The organism is Acinetobacter sp. 148 (genome assembly GCF_031196675.1).
Lineage (GTDB): Bacteria > Pseudomonadota > Gammaproteobacteria > Pseudomonadales > Moraxellaceae > Acinetobacter > Acinetobacter baumannii.
The window spans coordinates 217929-239794 of the sequence record NZ_JAVIMT010000021.1 but is presented as its reverse complement, the minus strand read 5'-3'; the positions used below and the strand labels follow the sequence as shown (position 1 = coordinate 239794).

Genomic DNA, 21866 nt, shown 5'->3' with positions numbered 1-21866 from the left:
ATGTCAACAAACCCTAATAAATTTTAAAGAGAGGAGGTTTCTTCCGAGGTGTCTCCTGCATGAATCATACGTAATAATTCATTTTTTTGTTGTTCATTTAGATTTTGGATTTGTTGGTACAAACTATCGATTTGAGCTGTTGCCGGCTCGGTATCAAGCGGTAGGGGATCTATATGCGGCGTTAACGCTTCATCTCGCTGTAATAACGTATAAAGATGTTCGAGTTGCTGCTGAGTGGTATTTAAATCAAGTGGACTGATTTTTCCATGCTCTAATTTAAAACATTGATATGCGGCTGCATGTTCAAGCAATTCTTCACGGCTTCCGGTCACAATAATTTGTAAGCGTGGAAATGCGCGATGAAGTCGATTTAAAATTTCTGAGCAATGTGCTGCATCTAGTTGTGAATCGATCTGGTCAATTAACAAAACGCCTTCACCTTCAAGACAAGGGTCTAAGCTCAACGGATTGAGCAAACAAAGCCTGCGAACCACATCGCCTACGAGTGCAATCCATGTTTTAGTGGTGTTGGAAAGTTGTTGAAAGGCCAAGACTTCACCCTTGTAATGTGCCATATGTTGAAGTTTTGGGTGATATTGCAAATAAAAGTCTTCAAGCTCAGGAAAAATAGTCTTTAACGCCGATTTTAATGCGTACAAATTAGGTGAAGGAAGCTGTTTAGGATGTCCTGCCAATTCAAGTTGTAGTTGACGTAAAATTTCTTCCTGATCTTGTGAATTGGATTGTTTTGAAATAATTCGCTGCACAACATGAGCCGCTTGTGCATTTTCAATATCACTAATTTCACGTAACCACTCAAAAAAGCGGGCGAAGGTGGTAAACGGAATGAAGCTAATGTCATAAGCAGAAATAGACTGGGTAATACCCGGTAAATTTTTATTCAGTAAATTTATATCGTTAACAAATCGCTCTGACGGATAATAAGCGAGTAAGGGAAGACCTTGAAGTGGGTCTTTTCTTGTGACTTGATGATAAAGGGTAATGGTTTGATCGAGCTGCTGAGTTTCAACTTGACTAATCCCTACACCACTTGAATTTAAGGTCTTGAACAGTTTCCAGCTACAAAGAGATGTGTCGGTTTGCTGGGTTGATGTGGTTTCAGGGAGCTGTCCAAATTCCGGTGGAATCTGGATGCTGACTTCTATTTTAGATTGCAAACGAGAATGGCTAATGTCCTGATCTGGCATGACAATGCCTGGTGTACGTGCATCTTTAAGGCGCGCAGGAAACCATGTTAAAGCATGATAAATATGCTTGAGTAGCATACTTTTGCCAGTCGCCTGCTCGCCTAAAATTAAAGTAATCGGTTGTTTGTCATATTGAAACTGTATTTTTAGGTCATGAAACAGAGCAATATGTTTAAATTGGATAGATTCAAGTTTCATAGGCTCACCTAATTATGAGCGCTTCAACCAACCGACTGACGAAGACTTAAAGGCGCCCTTAGTTTTAATTGTTGTATCAGATCATAAAGATGATGGATATTTAGACTTACTTTAGCACGAGTACAGGCAACGTACAGTAATCTTAACTCTTCATCTGTAATCTTATGCTCTAATCCATTAATTTTAAATTGATAGTCGTCTTCAATATGGACACGGTTCCATTCCAGCCCTTTCGCTTTATGGGCAGTCGAGATGACATAGTCAGCTTGCTCAAGGGGAGTAATCTTTGCAAGTGCTTTTTTTAATGGGTCAGTGCCGTGATCATCTACCAGCTTAACCAATGGTTTTATATCGCTTCCTTCATTGGTTTCGCAGTACTCATGAACATCATGCCATGAGTTAAACCATGCCAACTCAGGAACGTCAGTAACTCGTTTCCCTTGCTTTAAGAGGCTTGCAGCATCTACAAAACGGTTTAGTTTTTGATGGTCAGCTTGCAAACTCACTTTATCGCCGTGAACTAAGCCTGCCAATAACAGCTCCATTGCGCGAGCATTGGTACGACACAAAATCGCATCACGCATTTTTGTATGCGGTTTATTGACTACACTTGATTTCTGGTTCGGATTACCAAGCAAAGGAATTGTCTCATTTAAGCCACCTAATAACGCATTGGCGACATCGGCAATTGCCTCCCCAAAACGAAAAGAGGTCGTTAGGCGAGACTCTGGCAAAGGCAGCTGTTGCATGGCATTTACTGCACCGCGCCACGCGTAGATTTGCTGATGTGCATCGCCTACATAAATAACCTGAGTACTTTTTTGACGAAGTAATATACCCAGCATTAAAGGGTCAGCATCTTGTGCTTCATCAAATAAGACATAATCGGCCGGAATATTAGGCTCAGACAATGCCCAAAGTTTGAGGTAAATATCGTGACCAATTCCCGCTTGATGACTTGGGTCGATGGACTCTAGCCAGCGGCGTTCTACAGCAGGGTAAAGGTGAGTTTGAAGTGCAGTAATATCGTCTGGATGTAACCAGTTTGGCGCCTGAATATGTCGAGGCGCTGGATATTGAGAACTGGTCGAACAGAAATAGCTCACCGCATTGGCGACAAGACTCGCTAGGCGACTTGGCATTAAGACGTATTTTTCATAACGTCCACCCATCATTCGACGTAAGGTAATCGGTTCTAGTCGATATTCTTTTGCAATAAAGCTTGGGCTTAAGCGAGGTAAACGTAATTTATCAGTTACGCCACGCGGCACACTGCGAAAGGCGAGTGAGTGAAAAGTACGGCAGTCTACATTGCGATGAAATTTGTTTTGTGCTTCACCAGCAATGGCTTTGTTAAAAGCCAAATACATACCACGCCGTTCAGGCATGGCATCACTAATCATTTGCAACGTAGTAGTTTTACCTGTGCCCGCATAGGCAATCACTTTAAATGATTGCCCAAGACGTGCGTTATCTATGGCAATTGCTTGCTCATAGGTGGCTTTAGGTTTTTCGATATTCGACACTGAGTGATTTTAAACCTTATTGCGGTTAGCTTTTTCAACTAAACCAGATAAACCCTGACGACGACCTAACTCGTCAATAATAAGTTGTGGATTAAGATCGAAATAACCCAACATGACAATACTATGGAACCACAAATCGGCAGTTTCATAAATCAAGTCATTTAAATTGCTTTCTGTATTTTGAGCAGCGTAGTCTTTCGCAGCAATAATGGTTTCTACGCCTTCTTCGCCGACTTTTTCTAAAATTTTATTGATGCCTTTTTTGTAGAGGCTTGCAACATATGAAGTGTCTGCTTCTGCTTGCTTACGCTCTTGCATCAATTGCCCTAAGTGAGCAAGTACATCCACTTGTTCAGTAGTATGAGCATGATCGTGACTTTCAGCTTTGGCTTTGTCGCCATAAATTGCAGTAGGGTCTTTTAACTGTGCATCGACAATTTCCCAGCCCTGTGGGGTGAGTTTACGGTAGAAACAAGACTCACGACCTGTATGACATGCGATACCGCCATGTTGCTCAACCTGTAATACAATCACGTCGCCATCGCAGTCTAAACGAATTTCATATACCGTTTGGAAATGACCTGATTCTTCACCCTTGTGCCAAAGTTTTTGGCGAGAACGGGAGAAATACACAGCCTGATTTTTTTCTGCTGTGAGTGCGAGTGATTCACGGTTCATCCACGCCACCATCAAAATACGTCCGGTTTGATGATGTTGAGCAATGGCAGGGATAAGACCATTGGAATCAAATTTAACTTCATCTAACCAGTTTGACATGAGCGGAAATCCATTCAGTGGAAATGAGCTAGTGTAGCGCTTGTGCTTAGGGTTGGCTATGCTTGTCGTATAAAAAATCGGTTATATGATTTGTCTATAAGATGGACACTAGTAAATTGTAGTTTAAGAGTTGTTTAAATTAATTTTGATTTGTGAAGCCATAGCTATTGTAAAATTAGCTAAGCATATTGTTATAACTTAGGAAAATAAGTCTTGGACAAAATAGAAAATTTTGCTTGTCGAGTATGTGGTCTTATACAAGATGAAGAGCCGTGGGGGGAAAGTGGCGAAGACCCAAACTTTAATATTTGTGATTGTTGTGGTGTTGAATTTGGATATGAGGATTATACTAAAGAATCTGTAAAAGCGTACCGCAATAAATGGTTAGAGGTAGGTACTAATTGGTGGAAATTAAAAGAGAAACCCAAAGATTGGGATATTAAAAAACAATTACAAAATATCCCTGTAAATTTTAAATAACTTATAACCTTATGTTGTTTGAAATCTCAATCAAATTTTGATCTGGATCGCGAATATAAACTGAAAGAATAGGATGCATTGCACCAGTACGCTCAATCGGACCTTCTTCAATTTGAATATTTAATTGATTAAGGTGTGCAACCACTTCTGAAATGGGAGTGTCTGAAATAAAACACAAGTCAGCAGATCCGGGAGTCGGCTGTAATGCCTTCGGTTCAAACCCGTTGCCTTGCTGGTGTAAATTTATCTTTTGATTTCCAAACTTTAGAGCCTTTCTATCACCTTTAAACGTGATGACTTCAAACCCCAATACGGTTTGATAGAAATGACAGGTAGATTCAATATTTGAGACAGTTAAAACAAGATGATCAAGATGGCTGATTTTCATGTGTTAATCACTATTATTTGGTGGGGTTAATAGTCAGACAAAGATTGGCTTTCTAAATGAAATGCACTGTTTTCTTTAGGCAATTGAGCTACCTGATCATAATCAAGTTGCTTGAATGGCCCTGTTTTTAAGCCTGAAATTGTAATTGCCATTTCTTTTCGAAAATAAGGGATTTGATACATCCACGGAAAAACTAAATCTCTTAAACCTCCAGCCCACCAATGATCAGATTGATAAAGTGGTGTTAGTAAGCGACTAAGAAATTGATAAAACTGGGTAGATGAACGGCGAAGCTGGTGATAATGCTGCCAGAGTAGGGACCAATCAATATTCTGGTTTTTTTGAGCTTGTCGCAATGATTGAGAAAAAGCCCAAGCATCCAATAATGCCATATTAGCTCCTTGTCCTAACTGTGGGCTCATCGCATGAGCTGCATCTCCAATTACTCCAATTCGACCTTGACCAAATTGGGTCATGACGACATCACGATAGTTTGCAGATAGCCATTTGGGCTGATTTTGACTGTTATACAAAATTTCTTTGAGCCACTCTGCAACTTTGGGCCAACGTTCTGAGACTTGCTTTAACCAAGCTTGTTTAGCCTGCTCATCTTGCAAAAAACTTTGTAATTGTGGCGTAGGTAAGCTCCAAAAAACACTTGAAAGGCGCTGTTGAGGTTCGGTTGGAATCGCTCCCGTAGGAAGAATTCCCATCATAATTCTCGAGCGATCATAAAATTGATGCAGAATTTCAGAATCGAGGACTTGGCACTCGGGCACGATACTCCACGCAGCCCCCCAAGGATAAGCTTTGTCAACTTTTACCCATGCTTTAGGGCGTAATTGACTACGAGCACCATTGGCAATGAGTAGGCCATCAAAGCAAGCATCAAACTTTTGATTTTGATGACTGCCGAATATCCGAACTTCATCGTTATGTTCTACAAAACTTTCAACGGAATGATTCATGCACCAAGTAATCTGGCTTGAATATTCGCTAAGTTTTTGAGTGAGAACGTGACATAAAGTGGCTCGGTGTATACCTAGACCATAAAGATTTGTTGATGCTTCGCGATAGTGACTGTTAACTAAAAGACGCTTGTCTGGAAGTTGTCCTTCTAAGCCTGTGACTTTCGCACCTAAGGTTAAGGCTTTGTCGAGCACACCTAAGTGCTCAAATACGGCTAAGCCCGCAGGTTGTAGCAGTAAACCTGCACCTACTGGAGATAACTCATCAACTTGTTCAAAAATAGTAACGTGGTTGCCTTCACGGGCGAGCAAAATCGCAGTGGCTAAACCTGCCGTGCCTGCACCAATAATGGCAAAATGAGGTGTTTTCATTGTTTGTTCTTTTCAAGCATTCATAAAGCTAAATTTAGCAATGAACGGATAATCGATCTATATTTTTTTAAATTATAAGTTTTACCCATAAAAAATCCCTTGCATGGGCAAGGGACTTGGAAGTTATTTCAATACACGCCAAAGCGCCAATAAGCTGCTCAACACAATCAAAATAATAGATACAAACCAAGGGCTAATAATCGCAATGGTTAGCAAAATCAGCATAGTACTGCCAAACATCCAGCTACGACGTTGTTGGTGTTCCATTTGCAAACGAAGTTGCTGAATTTCGCGTAACTGTCGATCTTGCCAAGCGGACTGATTTTTTAAACCATTTAAGCTATCAATAATTAAACTTGGGAAATCTTGAGCACCTAAAAGCAGGTCTGGTAATTGCTGACCAAGCTCTTTTACATTTTTGACTGGGTTCATATTAGATTTGACCCATTCTGTCAAAATTGGTTTTGCCAATTTCCAGATGTCGAGCTGCGGATAAAGGTCCGTACCTAGGCCTTCTACATGCACTAAAGTTTTGAGTAGTAGCATGAGCTGTGGCGGGATTTCTAAATGGAAGCGACGGGCAATATCCATCACTTGAATTAAGATACCTGCAAAATCAAGTTGATCCATTGGTTTAGACACCATTGGCCCAACAGTGCGGCGCATTTCACGTGCTAACGCGTCTTGATCTGTACCCGGTGGAATCCAGCCAGCTTGATGCACAATTTGAATAAGCTGCATAAAGTTGCTGTTCATGACAGCAAGCAACATACGGGCAACTGTCATTTGGTCGTGCTTAGAAAGCTCACCCATAATCGCACAGTCCAGTGCAATAAAGCGTGGATTGCTTGGGTTGATGGTTTCTACAAAGACATTGCCGGGGTGCATGTCGGCATGGAAAAAGTTATCGCGGAAGACTTGCGTAAAGAAAATGGTTAATCCTTTTTCTGCAAGTTGTGCGCGGTCCATGCCTAAACGGTCAAAGGTTGCCGTATCTGAAATAGGGACACCAGTAATACGCTCAGCCACCATCACATCTTTGGTGTCCATGTAGACTTCTGGCACATACATCATGGTTGAACCAGTGAAGTAATGGCGCATACGACGGGTGTTATCTGCCTCAATACTCAAGTCCAGCTCATTTAAAATGATTTGGCGGTAGTCTTGAATAATTTCAGATAAATGTAATGCACGGGCAGCTTCAAGACGACTTTCTAAGGTGTTACCTAGCCAAGCCAGAATTTCAAAGTCTTGTAAAATCTGGCTACGAATGTCTGGACGAGTAACTTTAACAACAACTTCACGTCCATCATGTAGCGCCGCTGTATGGACTTGTGCAATTGAGGCTGCTGCAAGTGGTTGATCATCAAAGCGGGCAAACAGTGTGTTTACGTCTGCCTTTAAAGAATCTTGAATACGTTGTTTGGCAACTTCTCCATCAAAAGGTTTGACCTGATCTTGAAGTAAAACCAGTTGGGCGAGTATTTCAGGTGGAATCAAATCACGGCGAGTTGACAGGAGTTGTCCAAGCTTAATTGCAAGCGGCCCCATATCTTCTAAAGCTTCTTTAAGCTTTAAAGGATTTTTGCGTTCACGACTAGACCATGCTGCCGGATGCATTTTTATAATGTTCAATGCATGCTTAGCTTTAACAGGTAATTCATCCGCAGGGAACAACGTATCGAGTCTATAGTGCGCTGCAATACGCCAAAGTTCGAGTAAACGTGAAACGTGCGGAATCATATAAAGTCTTACCTAGTCTTGAGTGGGTTGTAGTTGTGCATTGAGCTGCTGCAATTTAGCTTCTAGACGATCAATGTCTTGATTAAGCTTACGCGTAGCCTGATTTAAATCGTCCATTTCCCAACGTGGGGCAAATAAACCGCTGTCTTCTTTTAAGGCATCTTCAGCAAAAAATAGATGACTTTGAAGAGAGCGTTTTAAATGTTTTGGTGCAAGTTGAATCTTACCGATTTCGTGAGCGAGTTGAGGACCAACCCATTTTGACAAGTGCGCAGCTAAATCAGGTTCAGCTTGCTGCATAATTTTTTGAATATCCTGTAAGAGGTGATAATCACCTTGAAGCGGGATATTACCAATCTGGTCTGGATCGCTTAATAATAATTTGATCAGTTCAACGACATCTTTGACATGCAAAGTTGCAGTGGCTTCAGAAATTTTAAATTGTGGATCAAAATGGCGCTGCTCAAAAATTGATGGTTTTTCACTGTGCCCTGTAACGGTAGGTTCAAGACGTACTTTTTCTTGGTCAAAGAATACATCAACAGAAAGTTGCGGGCTATCGATGATAACACGCAACATTTTGCCCTGTAGCTGATTGAGCTGAATGCGGGTTAATGCATCCAGATCGATCAGATGATGAATGATACGTTCGACTGCACCGAGTGCCAGAATCGACCACATATCGTTATCCCTTACAGTTTAAAACCGCGGTGAACAGCAACAATACCGCCAGTCAGGTTGTGATAATCACAGTTCTGGAAGCCAGCATTTTCCATCATGCCTTTTAAGGTACGTTGGTCTGGGTGCATACGAATTGATTCAGCCAAGTACTTATAACTTTCTGAGTCATTGGCAACCAATTTACCCATAATCGGTAAAGCAGTGAATGAGTAGAGGTCATAAAGTTTTGAGAATGGCTCAAATACTGGTTTAGAAAACTCAAGAACAAGTAAGCGGCCACCTGGTTTTAACACACGGAACATAGAAGCAAGCGCTGCGTCTTTATCTGTCACGTTACGTAAACCAAAGCTAATGGTGACAAGGTCAAAGCTGTTGTCTGCAAAAGGTTCTAAAGTTTCTGCATTGGCAAGTACAAAATCGACATTGGTACAGCCTGCATCAATTAGACGATCACGGCCAACATTGAGCATAGATTCGTTAATGTCTGAAAGTACCACATGACCCTGCGGGCCAACTTCACGGCTAAATACTTTTGCTAAGTCGCCTGTACCACCAGCAATGTCTAACACATGTTGACCACGGCGAACACCAGACATGTTAATTGCAAAGCGTTTCCATAAACGGTGAATACCAAATGACATCAAGTCATTCATAAGGTCATATTTGCTTGCAACCGAGTGGAAAACTTCAGCAACTTTTTGTGCTTTATCTTCAGTTCGAACTGTTGAATAACCAAAGTGTGTTGTTTCACCAACGTTGCCAGTGTTGCCTGCACCACGTGGTAAATTGTATTTCGGCACAGAACCGCTAACAGGTGTATCTGTTAAGGTTTGCTGTAAAGATTGTTGTTGCCCTTGAGGGGTACCTTGCGGTAACGGTGAGCTTAGGAATGGGCTAACTTTGTCTGAACTTTGTGCCTGCTCAGTTGGAGATGTTGGCTTTTGGTTTTCGTTAGACATATTGTCTCTCCTAGACTCAAACTCAAGTGAAACGGAATAAGTTCTGCATGATGACAGATTTTGTCTATTTTTACAGGCATCATCATGCAAATATAATGAATAAAATCTCAACTTCGTGAGGTTGAGTTTTTTCTATGTGCCGACCTTATCACACTCTAAACGGATTCGGATGTCCTGAATGTACTTTTTCAACAATCTGGCGTTCTTTTTCCGTAAAAGTTTTAATAAAGGCCTCAGCCGATTTTAAAGGTTTCATTGCGCTAAAACCATCTTGAATAAAATCATACATCAATTCGAAGTGATATTTTTGTGCAATACCTTTACACATTTTAAAAGCAGTAAACATCATAAATGAACGCATGTATTTATCGAGTGCTGCTCCTAAATCGTCAAGAAGGGCAAGCTGCTGGTAACGGGCTTCGGCCTGATCAAGCTTGATTAAGGTTAAGCGCATGATCTCGTCGGTAAGTACGGTATCTGCCGGATAGTCTTCAAGAAGCTGCATTGCTACTTGTTCATCAAGTTGAGTGGCAAGTACAGCCAAACTTACCGACTTTGTACCTGTCTTAATTGCGTTTTCAGGTAAAACCTTTTCTGCTTTATGTGCATATTTCAATAAACGTTCAATTTGTGCTGCAAGTGCATCGAACTCTGGTCCACCATATAAACGGTTTAAAAAGTACTGAGCCATCAGTTTGTGTTCTGGCAAATTAAAAAAGTCGTGATGCGTTTCTTTCATCCGTTCTTTTAGCCATGTTTGTACATCTTGCAAACGTTGGGCAAGCACTGGATTGTCGTGATAATTAAATGTTTTATATTGTTGTAAAAGTTCATCAAAAGCAGCGAGTTTAGACATGTAAGGCTCTAATATTGGGCTATTTACAAAAAATCATAAGAGGCATTGTAACCTTCTACTATGGCGAGTAGATGTAAAAAAAATGATTTATGCGTCAATTTTCAGGTTAAATCGTGTTGCAATGACATAATTTGTATAGCAATTCATCACCCAAGCGCATAAGTTAAATAATGGTGAAATTAAATAAAAAGATTAGAGCAGTGGACCATGAGTGAACAACAACCAAAATTTGAAATACGAGACGAAGAACAGCTTTCAGTTGATTTAATTGAAGCACAATATGCTTTAAAAGAAAGCCGAGGGAAACCCAATGCCAAAAGCACACTCATTTTAATGAGTGGTATCGAGTTAGCTGGAAAAGGGGAAGCGGTTAAACAGCTTCGTGAGTGGCTAGATCCAAGATATCTGCGGGTAAAAGCAGATGCACCACGTGTGCTGACAGACTCTGAAGCATTCTGGCAGTCTTATTCAGCATTTATTCCGACTGAAGGCCAAATTGTGGTGATGTTTGGCAACTGGTATAGCGATTTGTTGGTTACGGCAACTCATGTGTCAGAACCTTTGGATGATGCGCGTTTTGATGCCTATGTTGAGAATATGCGAGCGTTTGAACAGGACCTAAAAAATAACTATGTCGATGTCATTAAGGTTTGGTTTGATCTTTCGTGGAAATCACTCCAAAAACGGTTAGATAAAATAGACCCATCTGAACAGCATTGGCATAAGCTTCACGGCCTAGACTGGCGTAATAAAAAACAATATGACACTTTGCAAAAGCTACGCCGTCGCTTTACCGACGATTGGTACATTATTGATGGGGAAGATGAAAAACAGCGCGATCAATTTTTTGCTCAGTATCTTTTACAACACATGCGTCAGCTGCCTGAACATGAAACTGAAGTCAAAGGTAAATGGCAACAGGCAAAAATTCCCGAGAGTTTATTAAAACCTGCTCAGGAAAAAATGGATAAAGCCGAATATAAAAAAGAGCTCGATAAACTCAGTAAAAAAATTGCCGATACCATGCGCTTTGATAAACGCAATGTGGTGATTGCATTTGAAGGGATGGATGCTGCTGGTAAAGGCGGGGCCATCAAGCGAATTGTTAAAAACTTAGACCCGCGTGAATATGATATTCACTGTATTGGGGCGCCTGAACGTTTCGAAGCAAGACACCCGTATTTGTGGCGTTTTTGGAATCGTATTAATGAAGCTGAAAAAATTACCATTTTTGACCGTACCTGGTATGGCCGTGTGCTGGTCGAGCGTGTTGAAGGATTTGCTTCGCCTATCGAATGGCAAAGAGCATATGATGAAATCAATCGCTTTGAAAAAGACTTATTTGATAGTCAAACGATTGTGGTAAAAATTTGGCTGGCAATTAGTAAAGATGAGCAAGAGCAGCGTTTTAAAGCCAGAGAAGAGACACCGCACAAACGCTTTAAAATTACTGCCGAAGATTGGCGTAACCGTGATAAGTGGGATGATTATTTAAAGGCGGCTGCAGATATGTTTGAGCGAACCAGTACCGAATATGCGCCTTGGTATATTGTCGCAACAGACGATAAATACACTGCACGCTTAGAAGTGTTAAGAGCTATTTTAAAACAGCTGAGAGCAGATTAAACTCTCAGCCGTAAGTTGGATTTTAGTTTACAACCGTGCCACGACTTTTTTGTTGAATACGTTTAGCAAGATTGTAGCTGTCATTTAGATGAGTTTGGGCTATTTTTTTCATCATAAAATAGCCTAAACTTGCTGCGACAAGTTGCCCACCTAGTGGAACGAATTTTGTCACTTGTTTGGTAACAATCTTTCCAAAGAAACCGTTAAAGGTTTTTTTAACAGTAGTGCGAGCGACCACAAAGCCTGAAAATTGAAAGCCGCGTTTTCGTAATTCATCCCAGTGAATTGTTTTTGTTTTTGGATCATAAACGCTGACATGTTCAGGTGCTAAACCAAAGCGGGAATTAATATCGGGAATAAGCTGTGACAAAATTCCCAAATCTACTACCACGTCAAAAAAAGGAATGGGTACAATTGCTGCACCAGCAGAGACGTAAGCTCTTTTCTGAATGAGTTCTTGGCACTCATCGCGAATTTGTTCCAGATTTAGGCTAGGATCAATATAGTCAGGAATGTTATCAATTTTCATAATGTTTTACCTGTAATGTGTTCCTTGAAGGTGCCTTACCAACACAAGGTAAGTGACACCTAAAATGAGATTATGCTGTGTTTAAACCAACGTGACATAGTCAGATTCAGTTGTATAGTAATGAATGTTTATGATTTTGTGCATAAATTATGCGAGTAGGATATGAAATAAATGGGTATCCATGTTATTCAAAGTCAACGTATTGATGTGTTGTTGCAGGGTGTACTGGCATCTACGTCCCAGCCGTCAACGCATCCATTACAGGTTTTGAAAGCCCAGCATTTCATTGTGCCAAGTCCTGCCATCGAGCAGTGGCTGATACAAAAACTTGCAGAACAGCAAGGAATGAGTGCCAATTACCAGTTTCACCAACGTGTGCGCGGGTTTCAGTGGTATGCCTATCAACAGGTCCTCACGGCACATAAGGAGCAGGTTCGTAAAGCCAATATTCCACGCTTGATTTTTAAATGGCGTGTACATCAAGCCTTACAGGAATTTATTCAGCCTGATGTCATGAGCATAGATAGCTCTCATCCACTGCATTCTATTGTTCAACGTATTTATGACAGCGCAGATCGGCTTGAACAAGGTATTGAGAAGCAGCTAAAAAAGCAAAAAATGTTGTATTGGGTTGCCGAGCAGGTTGCCGATTTATTTAGTAACTACATGGTCTATCGAGGACAGTGCCAGCGTGGTTGTGAAAATATGTGTACTTGTCCAAATAACTGGTTAGCAGCATGGGGACAAGGACGATCACTCGATATCGAAAAGTATATTGCCCATAAAGATAAAGAAGTTTCGGCATTTACTTTGCAGCAAACCCAAGAGTTAGAACGTTGGCAGCGCTGGTTATGGCAGCAGCATTTTCATGATGATTTTATGCAAATGCAGCAAATTGACGAATTATTCTGGCAGGAATTAGAACATCCTGAGCGCCAGAAGAAAGCACTGTCTCGTTTGCCACAGCAAATTGTCATTTTTACTTTACTGGATTTACCGCCCAGCCAGCTTCAGTTTTTACGTCGTTTAGGGCAATACATTGATGTTTTGATTTTGCACTATAACCCTTCGCAAGAATATTGGGCCGATAGTGTCGACCCACTCTGGAAACAGCGCTATGACTTAGGGGTAAAAGAGCGTTTTATAGCAAAGAACCCCCAAGCGACCGATGCGGAAATTGCCGAATTCTTTAATAAATTTACGCTTAATTTTAATGCTGAGGCGCGTGAGTCAAGACATCCACTTTTAACCAGATTGGGCAAACAAGCCCGTGATCACTTCTCATTACTCTCAAACTTGTCTACAGGTGAAGAGGGTAAGTGGGTGGATGCTTTTGTCGATGATTTTCCTGAAAGTTTACTTGGCAAAGTTCAGTCAGATATTTTGCACTTGGTGGAACCCCAAGCCAAGCAATATGAACTTGCCCCTAACGATGACTCAATTCAGATTCATGTCTGCCACTCGACATTACGGCAACTTGAAGTATTGAAAGAACAATTGATTGGCTGGTTGGCAAAACCGCACGAACAGCCGCGTCGTCCAAATGATATTTTGGTTTTAGTTCCTAATTTGGCAGAAGTAGAGCCTTTAATACGAAGTGTTTTTCCTGCTACAGCGACTGAGCAAGGCGTGCATTTGCCTGTCAAAATAGCAGGAATTGCCTCACTCGATGCACTTAATGCATGGCGTGCCGTGATTGGGCGTATTCACCTTATGCAAGGACGATTTAGCTTTGATGAGTTTGCTGACTGGCTTGGCTTACACGCGACTCAACAGCGTTATGCACTTGAATATGCTCAAGTAGAGCGAATTTTAACTTTACTTGCTGATGCAGGGTTTAAACGTGGACTTGATGCAGAGCATCTGAAACGTAGTTTATGTGACGGCGATGATGATTATCGATATAGCTTTAAGTTTGCTTTAGAGCGGTTAGCGCTCGGCATAGCAATTCCTGAACATGCTACATTTAATCAGGTGCTGAGTTACGCTAAGGTTCAACCAGGCGATTTTGAGCTTATTGGTACGCTCATTCAGATTTATCAAGATTTAAATGAACGCCGTGACTGGCTCATTATGCATGAGCAGAAAAAGAGTCATACGGTGGAATATTGGTTGCAAACACTCTCGCAAGATATTATCGAGTTTGAGCAGGCCGGTGTGGCTGCTTTAAAAACTGCGCGGGAAATTGTAAAAAAACAAGAGCGTATGTTAACGCTCGCAAGCTACTATGCCGAGACAGAAACAGGCACCTTACGTAAAATCACCTTGCCTTTGCCTTATATTCTGGATGAGATTCAGCGAACTTTAGAAAATCAAACGGCTCAAGCTGAACCGACTGGACAGATTACCTTTGCCCAGATTGGACAAATTCGTCCTTTGCCTTATCGTTTAATTGTGATGTTGAACCTTGATGCAGGGCAGTTTCCAAATCGAGACACCCATGTGCCATTTGATTTGATGGATGCCTTACGTCAACAATTAGGTGACCGTTCCCGTCTTGAGGATGACCAAGGCGCTTTCTTAGACGCCTTACTTTTAGCTCAAGAAAACTTATGGCTGTTTTATAACGGCTTTGATGTCAATGACGGTGAGGTGAGAGATCCTTCTAGTATTCTTCAAGAGTTCCGTGAGCATCTTGCACTTATTGTAAAGCCAGAACCAAATGCACCCGATCGAGAAGTGATTGAAGGTATTGAAATCCCGACTCAATTAAAACAGCTCTATCACTTACATTATTTACAGCCGTTTGACCCGAAAGGTTTTATGGCTGAGAACCGCTATATTCGTTATCAAGATCACTGGTTTAACGTGGCGATGCAAATTCAGCAAGCTTCCGGTGTTCTTAAGCCTTGGGCAAATATATCTTATCCTTTAGAAATACCTGACATGTTGGTTTTAGACAGCCATCAGTGGATACAGGATGTGACTTTCCCCGCACGTTTATATTTAAAAACTTTAGGCGTAGAAAACTTAGGAAATGTAAGCGTATTAGATCAGAATGAACCTTTGCTTTTAGATGGTTTGGGCCGTTATACCATTCGACATTTTTTACAGCAAAACGAACAGCAGGCACAGCCTGAAGTTCTACTTGATCAGTTGCCTGTAGGCAAAGTTCAATACAGTGCATGGCAACAGGGCATTTTTGAACAGGAATGTTTGCTTGAGCGCCTTCATCATTACGCGCCAGCCGTGACACAAACGACTCAGCGTGTGTGGCGAATTGCCAAACAGCTACATATGAATATTACTGTGCCAAAATCTGAAACTCAGGATTGGGTCAGTATGGAAGCATCAAGTGCTCGGGCAAAAAGACGTGCAAAAGTCTGGTTAGAGTACCTGCTTTGGTTGGCCTATTTAAATGAAGGAAGTGCAGGAACTGAAAGACGCCGCATTGTGGTTTTTAGTGACCAAACTGTCATCTGTAAAGGTATTAGTTCGGAGCAAGCTCGGCAGTATTTACAACCGTGGTTTAAAATCTGGCGTTATGCTCAACAGCAGCCACTCGTGTTACCAGCAGCTTTATTATTAAAGCCACTTGAAAAAGCTAAGGCATATCAGTGGGAAACAACAAATCCGACAGAAAAAATAAAACTGGATGAGAAGAGCTATGCAGAGCTGTTAAAATACTGGAATGAAACTGGGACATTTACCTCTATCGATATGACACAAAATGAAGCGTGCAAGTTACATCAAGACTGGCGTTTCATTTTGCAAGAACAAGATGCACAAGCATTACTTCAACATGCTTGTGATGAGTTTGCTTATGACCTGTATCATCCGGTTTTTCAATTTCAACATTCGGAGTAAGGCATGAACTCAAGAGTACAGGTGTCTTATCAACCTATTATTGATATTGAATTTAGTGGACTGCATTTAATTGAGGCTTCGGCGGGTACCGGGAAAACCTATACACTGTCGAGTTTAATGGTTCGTATTTTTCTTGAGAAATATTTACCGGGCCAAGTCATTGCGACCACCTTTACCCGTGCGGCTGCGGCTGAGTTAAAAAGCCGAATTCGTGCACGTTTGGTCGAAACCTACCGTTACTTAGATGCCAAGCGGAGCTTGACTGAAAAAGAGATCCTTTTGCAGGCCGAGCAAGAATCTGACTTATTACTGCAACATATTCTCAAGCATTTTGCGACACGTATTGCCTATGCCTGTGAGCGTTTAAAGCTCGTGATCGATCAGCTAGATGAGCTATTTGTCGGAACACTCGATAGCTTTAGCCAAAAGCTATTACGTGAGTTTGCTTTTGAGAGCGGAAAAATTGAACGTGCCCAAATTACCGATGATGCCAAAACCTATAGCCGACAACTGATTCATGATGTTTTACGTGAATGGATACAGTCTCAGCCTCAAACCGTGATTGATGCATTGTATCTGGCAGGTGAGTTAAAAAGTGTCGACAGTTTTGTCAAACTGGTCGAAGACTCACTGAATTTTAGTTCGGCTCACTTTAAGCTTCCCGAAAAGCCTACCATTCAGTTTGAACAGCTTGCTCAGCTCAAACAGTTGGCAGCAGAAATTGATATCAGTCTTCTAGAACCGTATTACTCGCTTGATGGCGACCACTATAAACATGTAAGCGGCACAATATTTCGTAATGGGGCATTTAATAAGTTATTTAGTGAATGTTTGCCACAGTTATTACAAGTTTTAAAGCAGAGCGACAGTATTTTAGTTTTTGATGGGTCTTTGGCAGTACATCGGGAACTCGTTTTTAAGTTTTTAGGTCAGCTTGCCGATCAGAAAGTTTTCAAGAAATGTCCTGCCGAAATTTCGGATGGATTTTATCAGCATCCTTGTATTCAGCAGATTCAGCAGTTGTTTGGTGTGCTGAAAAACTATGCTGAACAGTTCGATCAGCTTCATATTTATTTAAAAGCGTATTTATGTGTAGAGGTTAAAAAACGTTTACCACAGGTTTTACAAAACAAGGGCGAGACGACTTTTTCTCAGCAAATTCGCACTTTGTCAGAAGCTTTAAAGGGTGAGCAGGGGCAACGTTTCGCCGTATTTGTGCAGGCTCGATACCCCTTAATTTTGGTTGATGAGTTTCAAGACACCAACCAAGACCAAGATGACATGCTCGCCAGCATTTGGCGTCATCCAGAACGTTACCAGAAAGGTTGCATGATTATGGTGGGTGACCGTAAGCAGGCAATTTACGGTTTCCGTGGTGGGGATATGCTCACCTTCTTGAATGCCTACAAAGATATTCAGGCAAAGCATGGTCGCGAATATAAGTTAATTCATAACCACCGTTCAGTCGCTGACTTGGTTGAAGTGGTTGATGCCTTATTTCAAAGGCAAATCGACTTTGGTGAACAGGTTCAATATGACCCGATTCGGGCAGGGACTCGACCTCATCCGGTTTTAATTGATCAAAACCAGCCTAATCCGTACCCTTTACGTTGGCTCATGCTAAAAGACAAGGAAACGGAAGCACAGCAAGTCGCGTGGAAAATACGTGATTTACTTAATCAGTCACATGTAGGACAACTTTATTTTCAAAAAGATGCTCAGACTCAAACCTTAAATGAAGACGATATTGCGGTCTTGTCGCGTAATCATGATGGTCTTGATAAAGTTCAATTTGAATTAGAACGTTTAGGAATACGAGTTAATCGGCCATCAAAACGAAGTGTTTTTGATTGCACAATTGCTCAGGATGTTGGGGCCTTACTCACTGCGATTCTTCATCCTTACGATGAGGCCAAAGTGAAACGAGCTTTGATTAGCCGTTTATTTGCTATGGACCTTAAACAGCTGTTGCAACTCGAACAAACGGCCGAAGGTTTAAGCCAGTTTATGACGGGTTTTGATACTATTCGGGAATTGTGGTCAGCTCAGGGCTTTTTAGTGGCATGGCAGCAATGTTTAAACCAATTTGGCATTTGGAAAAATCTGGTTGCTGTCCAGAGTAAAGATAATGAGCGGGTTGTGGTGAACTTGCGTCATTTGACCGAAATTTTGAGCCAACATAGCGAGAAATATCAGGGCGCGCAAAATCTTTATCACTGGTATCTCAAGCAATTACAATCACCGCTTGATCGTGAATGGGAGTTAGAGCGTAGGTTGTCGAGTGAAGCTGGCGTACAGCTCATGACCATTCACCAGTCAAAAGGTCTTGAGTTTAAAATTGTCTTTTTGCTCGGGGCCGACAAGCCATTTCGGGAAAATAACAAAACACTTAACTTCTCGACCCAAGATATAACGGTTCCGGAGTCGGCTCAAACCCTAACACAACGTGTTGTTGCGATAGCCGATAAAACATATTTAAACGAAACCGAGCTGAAGCAGCATGAAGAACGGGCTTTGGCGGAACAAAACCGTCTATGGTACGTTGCTTTAACCCGGGCAAGTCATCGTGTTTATGCGCTTTTACAAGATACGGATGGCAAGTCTGTTTCAGGTTTGGCATTTTGGAAAAACAGAGCTGAACCATTCCAGCATCGTTGTTGTACCGATGAAATAATTTTGGAGCAGCCACCTGCTGCAAGACATTTAAATCAACACATCAATATTATTGAGATACAGGCGCAGCATTTTCCTGATCAGCGCTTTTATTCAAGAGGCAAAACCAGTTTTAGTTATCTAGCACAGCATTTAAGACATAAAGTAGGTACAGATTTACTCGCGAGTCAGAGCCATGAAGCTGTTTTAGCCGAAGATGAACTCGATCAGGTTATTTCTGTTGAGACGGCCACAGCACAGCCAATTAGCTGGATCAAAAGCAATTTTCCGAGAGGGACGCTCGCAGGTAATTTCTTACATGAAATTTTTGAGCATATTGATTTTCAATGTTCAGATGAGTGGGTAAGTGAAATACGTCGTCGTTTTAAAAATGACTACAGTAGTTTGTGGCAAGATTTATTAATCAAATACCAAGAAAGCTTTCCCGAAGAACAAGAAGCGGAATATTCGATTTATCACGCTTTAGCCGAATGGTTGCAAGAGATTTTAAGCACGCCGTTATATCAAGGCTTTCGCCTAAATCAGTTACAGCCAGAACACTATTTATCAGAGTGTCCTTTTTATTTGGCACTGTCAGATCGTGTACTAGCCATGAAACGTATTCAGCAGCTGTTTGCTGAATATGGTATGGAAATGCCAGAGTTATTAGAGGCTCGTTCTGCACGCTATTTAAATGGTTCGATAGACTTGGTTTATTTTGATGGACAGCGTTATCACATTGCTGACTATAAGAGTAACTACTTGGGTGAAAACCTTGCTGATTACAGTGTAGAAAGTATTGCACAAAGTATGTCTTTAGCCAGCTATTGGCTACAAGCGGGCCTGTATTTGGTTGCGTTACATCGTTATTTAAAAGTCAAAATGCAGAATTATGATATTGAACAACACTTAGGTGGGGCGACTTATCTTTACTTGCGCGGTATGAATGGCGAAGCTGAGCAGGGTTATTATTATTGGCAGCCAAGTACAGAATTTGTTCTACGACTCGATGCTATTTTAGGGTACTTTGCTGAGGATAAAATTGCATAAAAAATGCTGATAAAAGATCTAATTTTAGAATTAACAAACACTTGGGGTGTGGATAAGCCTGTCTATAACCATGTGGACAAGCGTGTGGAAAACTAGGTGGATAAGTGTGTGGACAATCTAAATAGCCCTGAACAAAGCGATTTAAGCTGGTTAACGACTTGGAGTACCTTTCTAAATCAAGCCCCGTTTACTGCACAGACACAAGCTCCAGAGGCAGCTTATTTTTTGCAGCAGCTAATTGAAGCGAGCTTGCAGGGTGACAGTTGTATTGAGATTAGCCCAGAGCAAATAGAAACACTTGGCCAACTGGTGATATCTGCTGAACAAGCAAAGTCTCAAGTTGCCCCTTGTGTCCACGACGGGCAGGGGTTGGCATTATACCGATATTGGAACCTAGAGCAACGTCTAGCTGAGCAAATTCGCCGATTAAAGCAACAACCAATTCAACATGTTTCATGTGAAGAGCATTTAGACTTATTAACTGATCCTCATCAGCAAGCTGCTTTGCAAATGGTGACTCGGCAGAGCTTAAGTATTATTACAGGAGGGCCGGGTACAGGTAAGACCTATACGCTCGCTCGTATTATTGCTGTGCTTAGTCAGGCAATTCCGCATATCCGTGTGGCGATGGCTGCTCCGACGGGTAAAGCTGCACAGCGTATGCAAGAAGCCTTACAAAACTCATTTAATGACCCAAAACTGCTTGAGTCGGGATTAATAAGTGATGAGCTAAGAAACCAAAGTACCCAAACTATCCATCGATTATTAGGTATGGGGCATAGCCAAACACCACGGTTTAATCAAAAACAGCCTTTGCCTTATGACGTTATTGTGGTGGATGAAGCCTCTATGCTGGATTTAAATCTGGCAACATTATTATTTGAAGCGGTCCCTGAGTCTTGTCGAATTATTTTATTAGGCGATGCCAACCAGCTTGCTTCTGTAGACGTCGGAGCGGTACTTGCAGATTTACAGCAAATCGAGGCTTTGTCTGAAAACCGTGTTCACCTTCAAACCAGCCGTCGTTTTGCGGAAGGGGCGTTGATTGGTCAGGTTGCCCGATTTATTCAAATGCAAACCAGTCAAATTGACCATGAGCAAGTTTTACAACAATTTGAAATCGATATTGTTCAAGTTTCAGAGTTACGTTCAATACCTTTAGAAGCTGATATGCCCGATGTGGTTCAGCTTGAATATTTACCCGAAGAGTCCCCTATAGCGCTAGAAACTTACTACCAAAAATTGATGGTGGGTTTTCAAGGCTATGTGCAAAGCTTAAAAGCTTATATACAAGATGATCATTCACTTGAACATATTGAAAATATCGTTAAGTCATTCGATGACTACCGTATTTTAACTGCCGTACGTCATGGGCCATTTGGTTTACAGCAACTTAATCAATATGCCGAACGCTGGTTACAACAACAGCTAGGTATTGTGACTTTAGGAGGATGGTATGTTGGCCGTCCGGTTATGATGACTTATAACGATTACCAACTCGGCATTTCAAATGGTGACATTGGTTTATGTTTTGAACATAGAACCCAGCCGCAACAGTTTGAAGTGTATTTCCCAAGTTTAAATAAGTGGGTTGCTGCAAATCGGCTACCTAAAAGTATTCAAAGTGCATTTGCCTTAACAATTCACAAATCACAAGGTTCTGAATTTACCCATACAGCTGTTGTTCTTGATCAGGCTGCCAAGAATTTGTTAAGCCAAGAGTTGATCTACACTGCGATTACACGAGCCAAAAAAGTAGTGAGTTTATTGGTCGATCCAGAGGCGTTACTTCAATCCTTTACAGTTCGCACGACAAGAAAAAGCGGTTTAGTTGAAAAAGTTAATCGGTTAGTTCGTTAAGCCAAACTTAATATTTTTACCCTTGTAAGAAAAAGCTTACATGGATTCGAGATATTTGCTGCTAGAGAACCCACCCTGTTTTTGAGATTATAAACGCACAACGAGCTTGGCAAGGAATGTCGGGCAAAATCGCACAATAATAATAACTTAAGTCGAGAGACTGCGAACTTACAATGATGTAGGTGA

The 21866-nt window shown here is 41.4% G+C and carries 15 protein-coding genes; 5 read left to right on the top strand and 10 right to left on the bottom strand.

Annotated features, from left to right (window positions below; all coding sequences use genetic code 11):
* Positions 1–23: 23 nt before the first annotated feature.
* The 3 genes from RFX69_RS05080 to hisIE are packed head-to-tail and all read right to left on the bottom strand — an operon-like array spanning position 24 to position 3709.
* Positions 24–1406, bottom strand: coding sequence for an AAA family ATPase (locus RFX69_RS05080; protein WP_289332638.1), 1383 nt, complete (start codon positions 1404–1406; stop codon positions 24–26).
* A 23-nt stretch (positions 1407–1429) separates the two neighbouring features.
* Entirely contained in the window at positions 1430–2932 is a 1503-nt protein-coding gene (locus tag RFX69_RS05075; RefSeq protein WP_289332637.1) for a UvrD-helicase domain-containing protein, read from the bottom strand.
* 9 nt (positions 2933–2941) lie between these two features.
* Positions 2942–3709 carry a bifunctional phosphoribosyl-AMP cyclohydrolase/phosphoribosyl-ATP diphosphatase HisIE gene (gene hisIE / locus RFX69_RS05070; protein ID WP_000073504.1) on the bottom strand — a complete coding sequence of 256 codons (768 nt, stop codon included), beginning with the start codon at positions 3707–3709 and terminating at the stop codon, positions 2942–2944.
* 213 nt (positions 3710–3922) lie between these two features.
* On the opposite strand from hisIE, the gene RFX69_RS05065 reads away from it, so the two are divergent.
* Positions 3923–4189, top strand: a complete 267-nt coding sequence (locus RFX69_RS05065) for a hypothetical protein (RefSeq protein ID WP_289332636.1) — start codon at positions 3923–3925, stop codon at positions 4187–4189.
* A gap of 1 nt (position 4190) precedes the next feature.
* On the opposite strand, the gene RFX69_RS05060 is transcribed toward RFX69_RS05065, so the two are convergent.
* The 6 genes from RFX69_RS05060 to RFX69_RS05035 all read right to left on the bottom strand — a co-directional run bounded on the left by RFX69_RS05060 (position 4191) and on the right by RFX69_RS05035 (position 10156).
* Complete coding sequence (locus tag RFX69_RS05060) at positions 4191–4577, bottom strand: VOC family protein (RefSeq protein WP_000703170.1); 387 nt, start codon at positions 4575–4577, stop codon at positions 4191–4193.
* A gap of 26 nt (positions 4578–4603) precedes the next feature.
* Positions 4604–5917, bottom strand: coding sequence for an NAD(P)/FAD-dependent oxidoreductase (locus RFX69_RS05055; protein WP_005133280.1), 1314 nt, complete (start codon positions 5915–5917; stop codon positions 4604–4606).
* Positions 5918–6040: 123 nt separating this feature from the next.
* Entirely contained in the window at positions 6041–7660 is a 1620-nt protein-coding gene (locus RFX69_RS05050) for an AarF/ABC1/UbiB kinase family protein (protein WP_000612218.1), read from the bottom strand.
* 12 nt (positions 7661–7672) lie between these two features.
* A complete protein-coding gene (locus RFX69_RS05045) occupies positions 7673–8341 on the bottom strand; it encodes an SCP2 domain-containing protein (RefSeq protein ID WP_289332635.1) in 669 nt (222 codons plus the stop codon).
* A gap of 11 nt (positions 8342–8352) precedes the next feature.
* Positions 8353–9300 (bottom strand): bifunctional demethylmenaquinone methyltransferase/2-methoxy-6-polyprenyl-1,4-benzoquinol methylase UbiE, encoded by a 948-nt coding sequence (ubiE, locus tag RFX69_RS05040; RefSeq protein ID WP_000064213.1) that lies wholly within the window; start codon positions 9298–9300, stop codon positions 8353–8355.
* A gap of 148 nt (positions 9301–9448) precedes the next feature.
* Positions 9449–10156, bottom strand: coding sequence for a hypothetical protein (locus RFX69_RS05035; protein ID WP_000039800.1), 708 nt, complete (start codon positions 10154–10156; stop codon positions 9449–9451).
* Between the two features lie 207 nt (positions 10157–10363).
* On the opposite strand from RFX69_RS05035, the gene RFX69_RS05030 reads away from it, so the two are divergent.
* Complete coding sequence (locus RFX69_RS05030) at positions 10364–11782, top strand: polyphosphate--AMP phosphotransferase (protein WP_000003544.1); 1419 nt, start codon at positions 10364–10366, stop codon at positions 11780–11782.
* A gap of 22 nt (positions 11783–11804) precedes the next feature.
* Here the strand turns inward: RFX69_RS05030 and RFX69_RS05025 are convergent, their stop codons facing one another.
* Positions 11805–12311: a hypothetical protein gene (locus tag RFX69_RS05025; RefSeq protein WP_000687236.1), complete on the bottom strand. Its 507-nt coding sequence runs from the start codon at positions 12309–12311 to the stop codon at positions 11805–11807.
* Positions 12312–12482: 171 nt separating this feature from the next.
* On the opposite strand from RFX69_RS05025, the gene RFX69_RS05020 reads away from it, so the two are divergent.
* From RFX69_RS05020 to recD, 3 genes are all read left to right on the top strand, one after another.
* Positions 12483–16118 carry an exodeoxyribonuclease V subunit gamma gene (locus RFX69_RS05020; protein WP_289332634.1) on the top strand — a complete coding sequence of 1212 codons (3636 nt, stop codon included), beginning with the start codon at positions 12483–12485 and terminating at the stop codon, positions 16116–16118.
* Positions 16119–16121: 3 nt separating this feature from the next.
* Complete coding sequence (locus tag RFX69_RS05015) at positions 16122–19820, top strand: UvrD-helicase domain-containing protein (RefSeq protein WP_289332633.1); 3699 nt, start codon at positions 16122–16124, stop codon at positions 19818–19820.
* A 108-nt stretch (positions 19821–19928) separates the two neighbouring features.
* Positions 19929–21680 carry an exodeoxyribonuclease V subunit alpha gene (recD, locus tag RFX69_RS05010; protein ID WP_289332632.1) on the top strand — a complete coding sequence of 584 codons (1752 nt, stop codon included), beginning with the start codon at positions 19929–19931 and terminating at the stop codon, positions 21678–21680.
* The last annotated feature ends 186 nt before the right edge of the window (positions 21681–21866 follow it).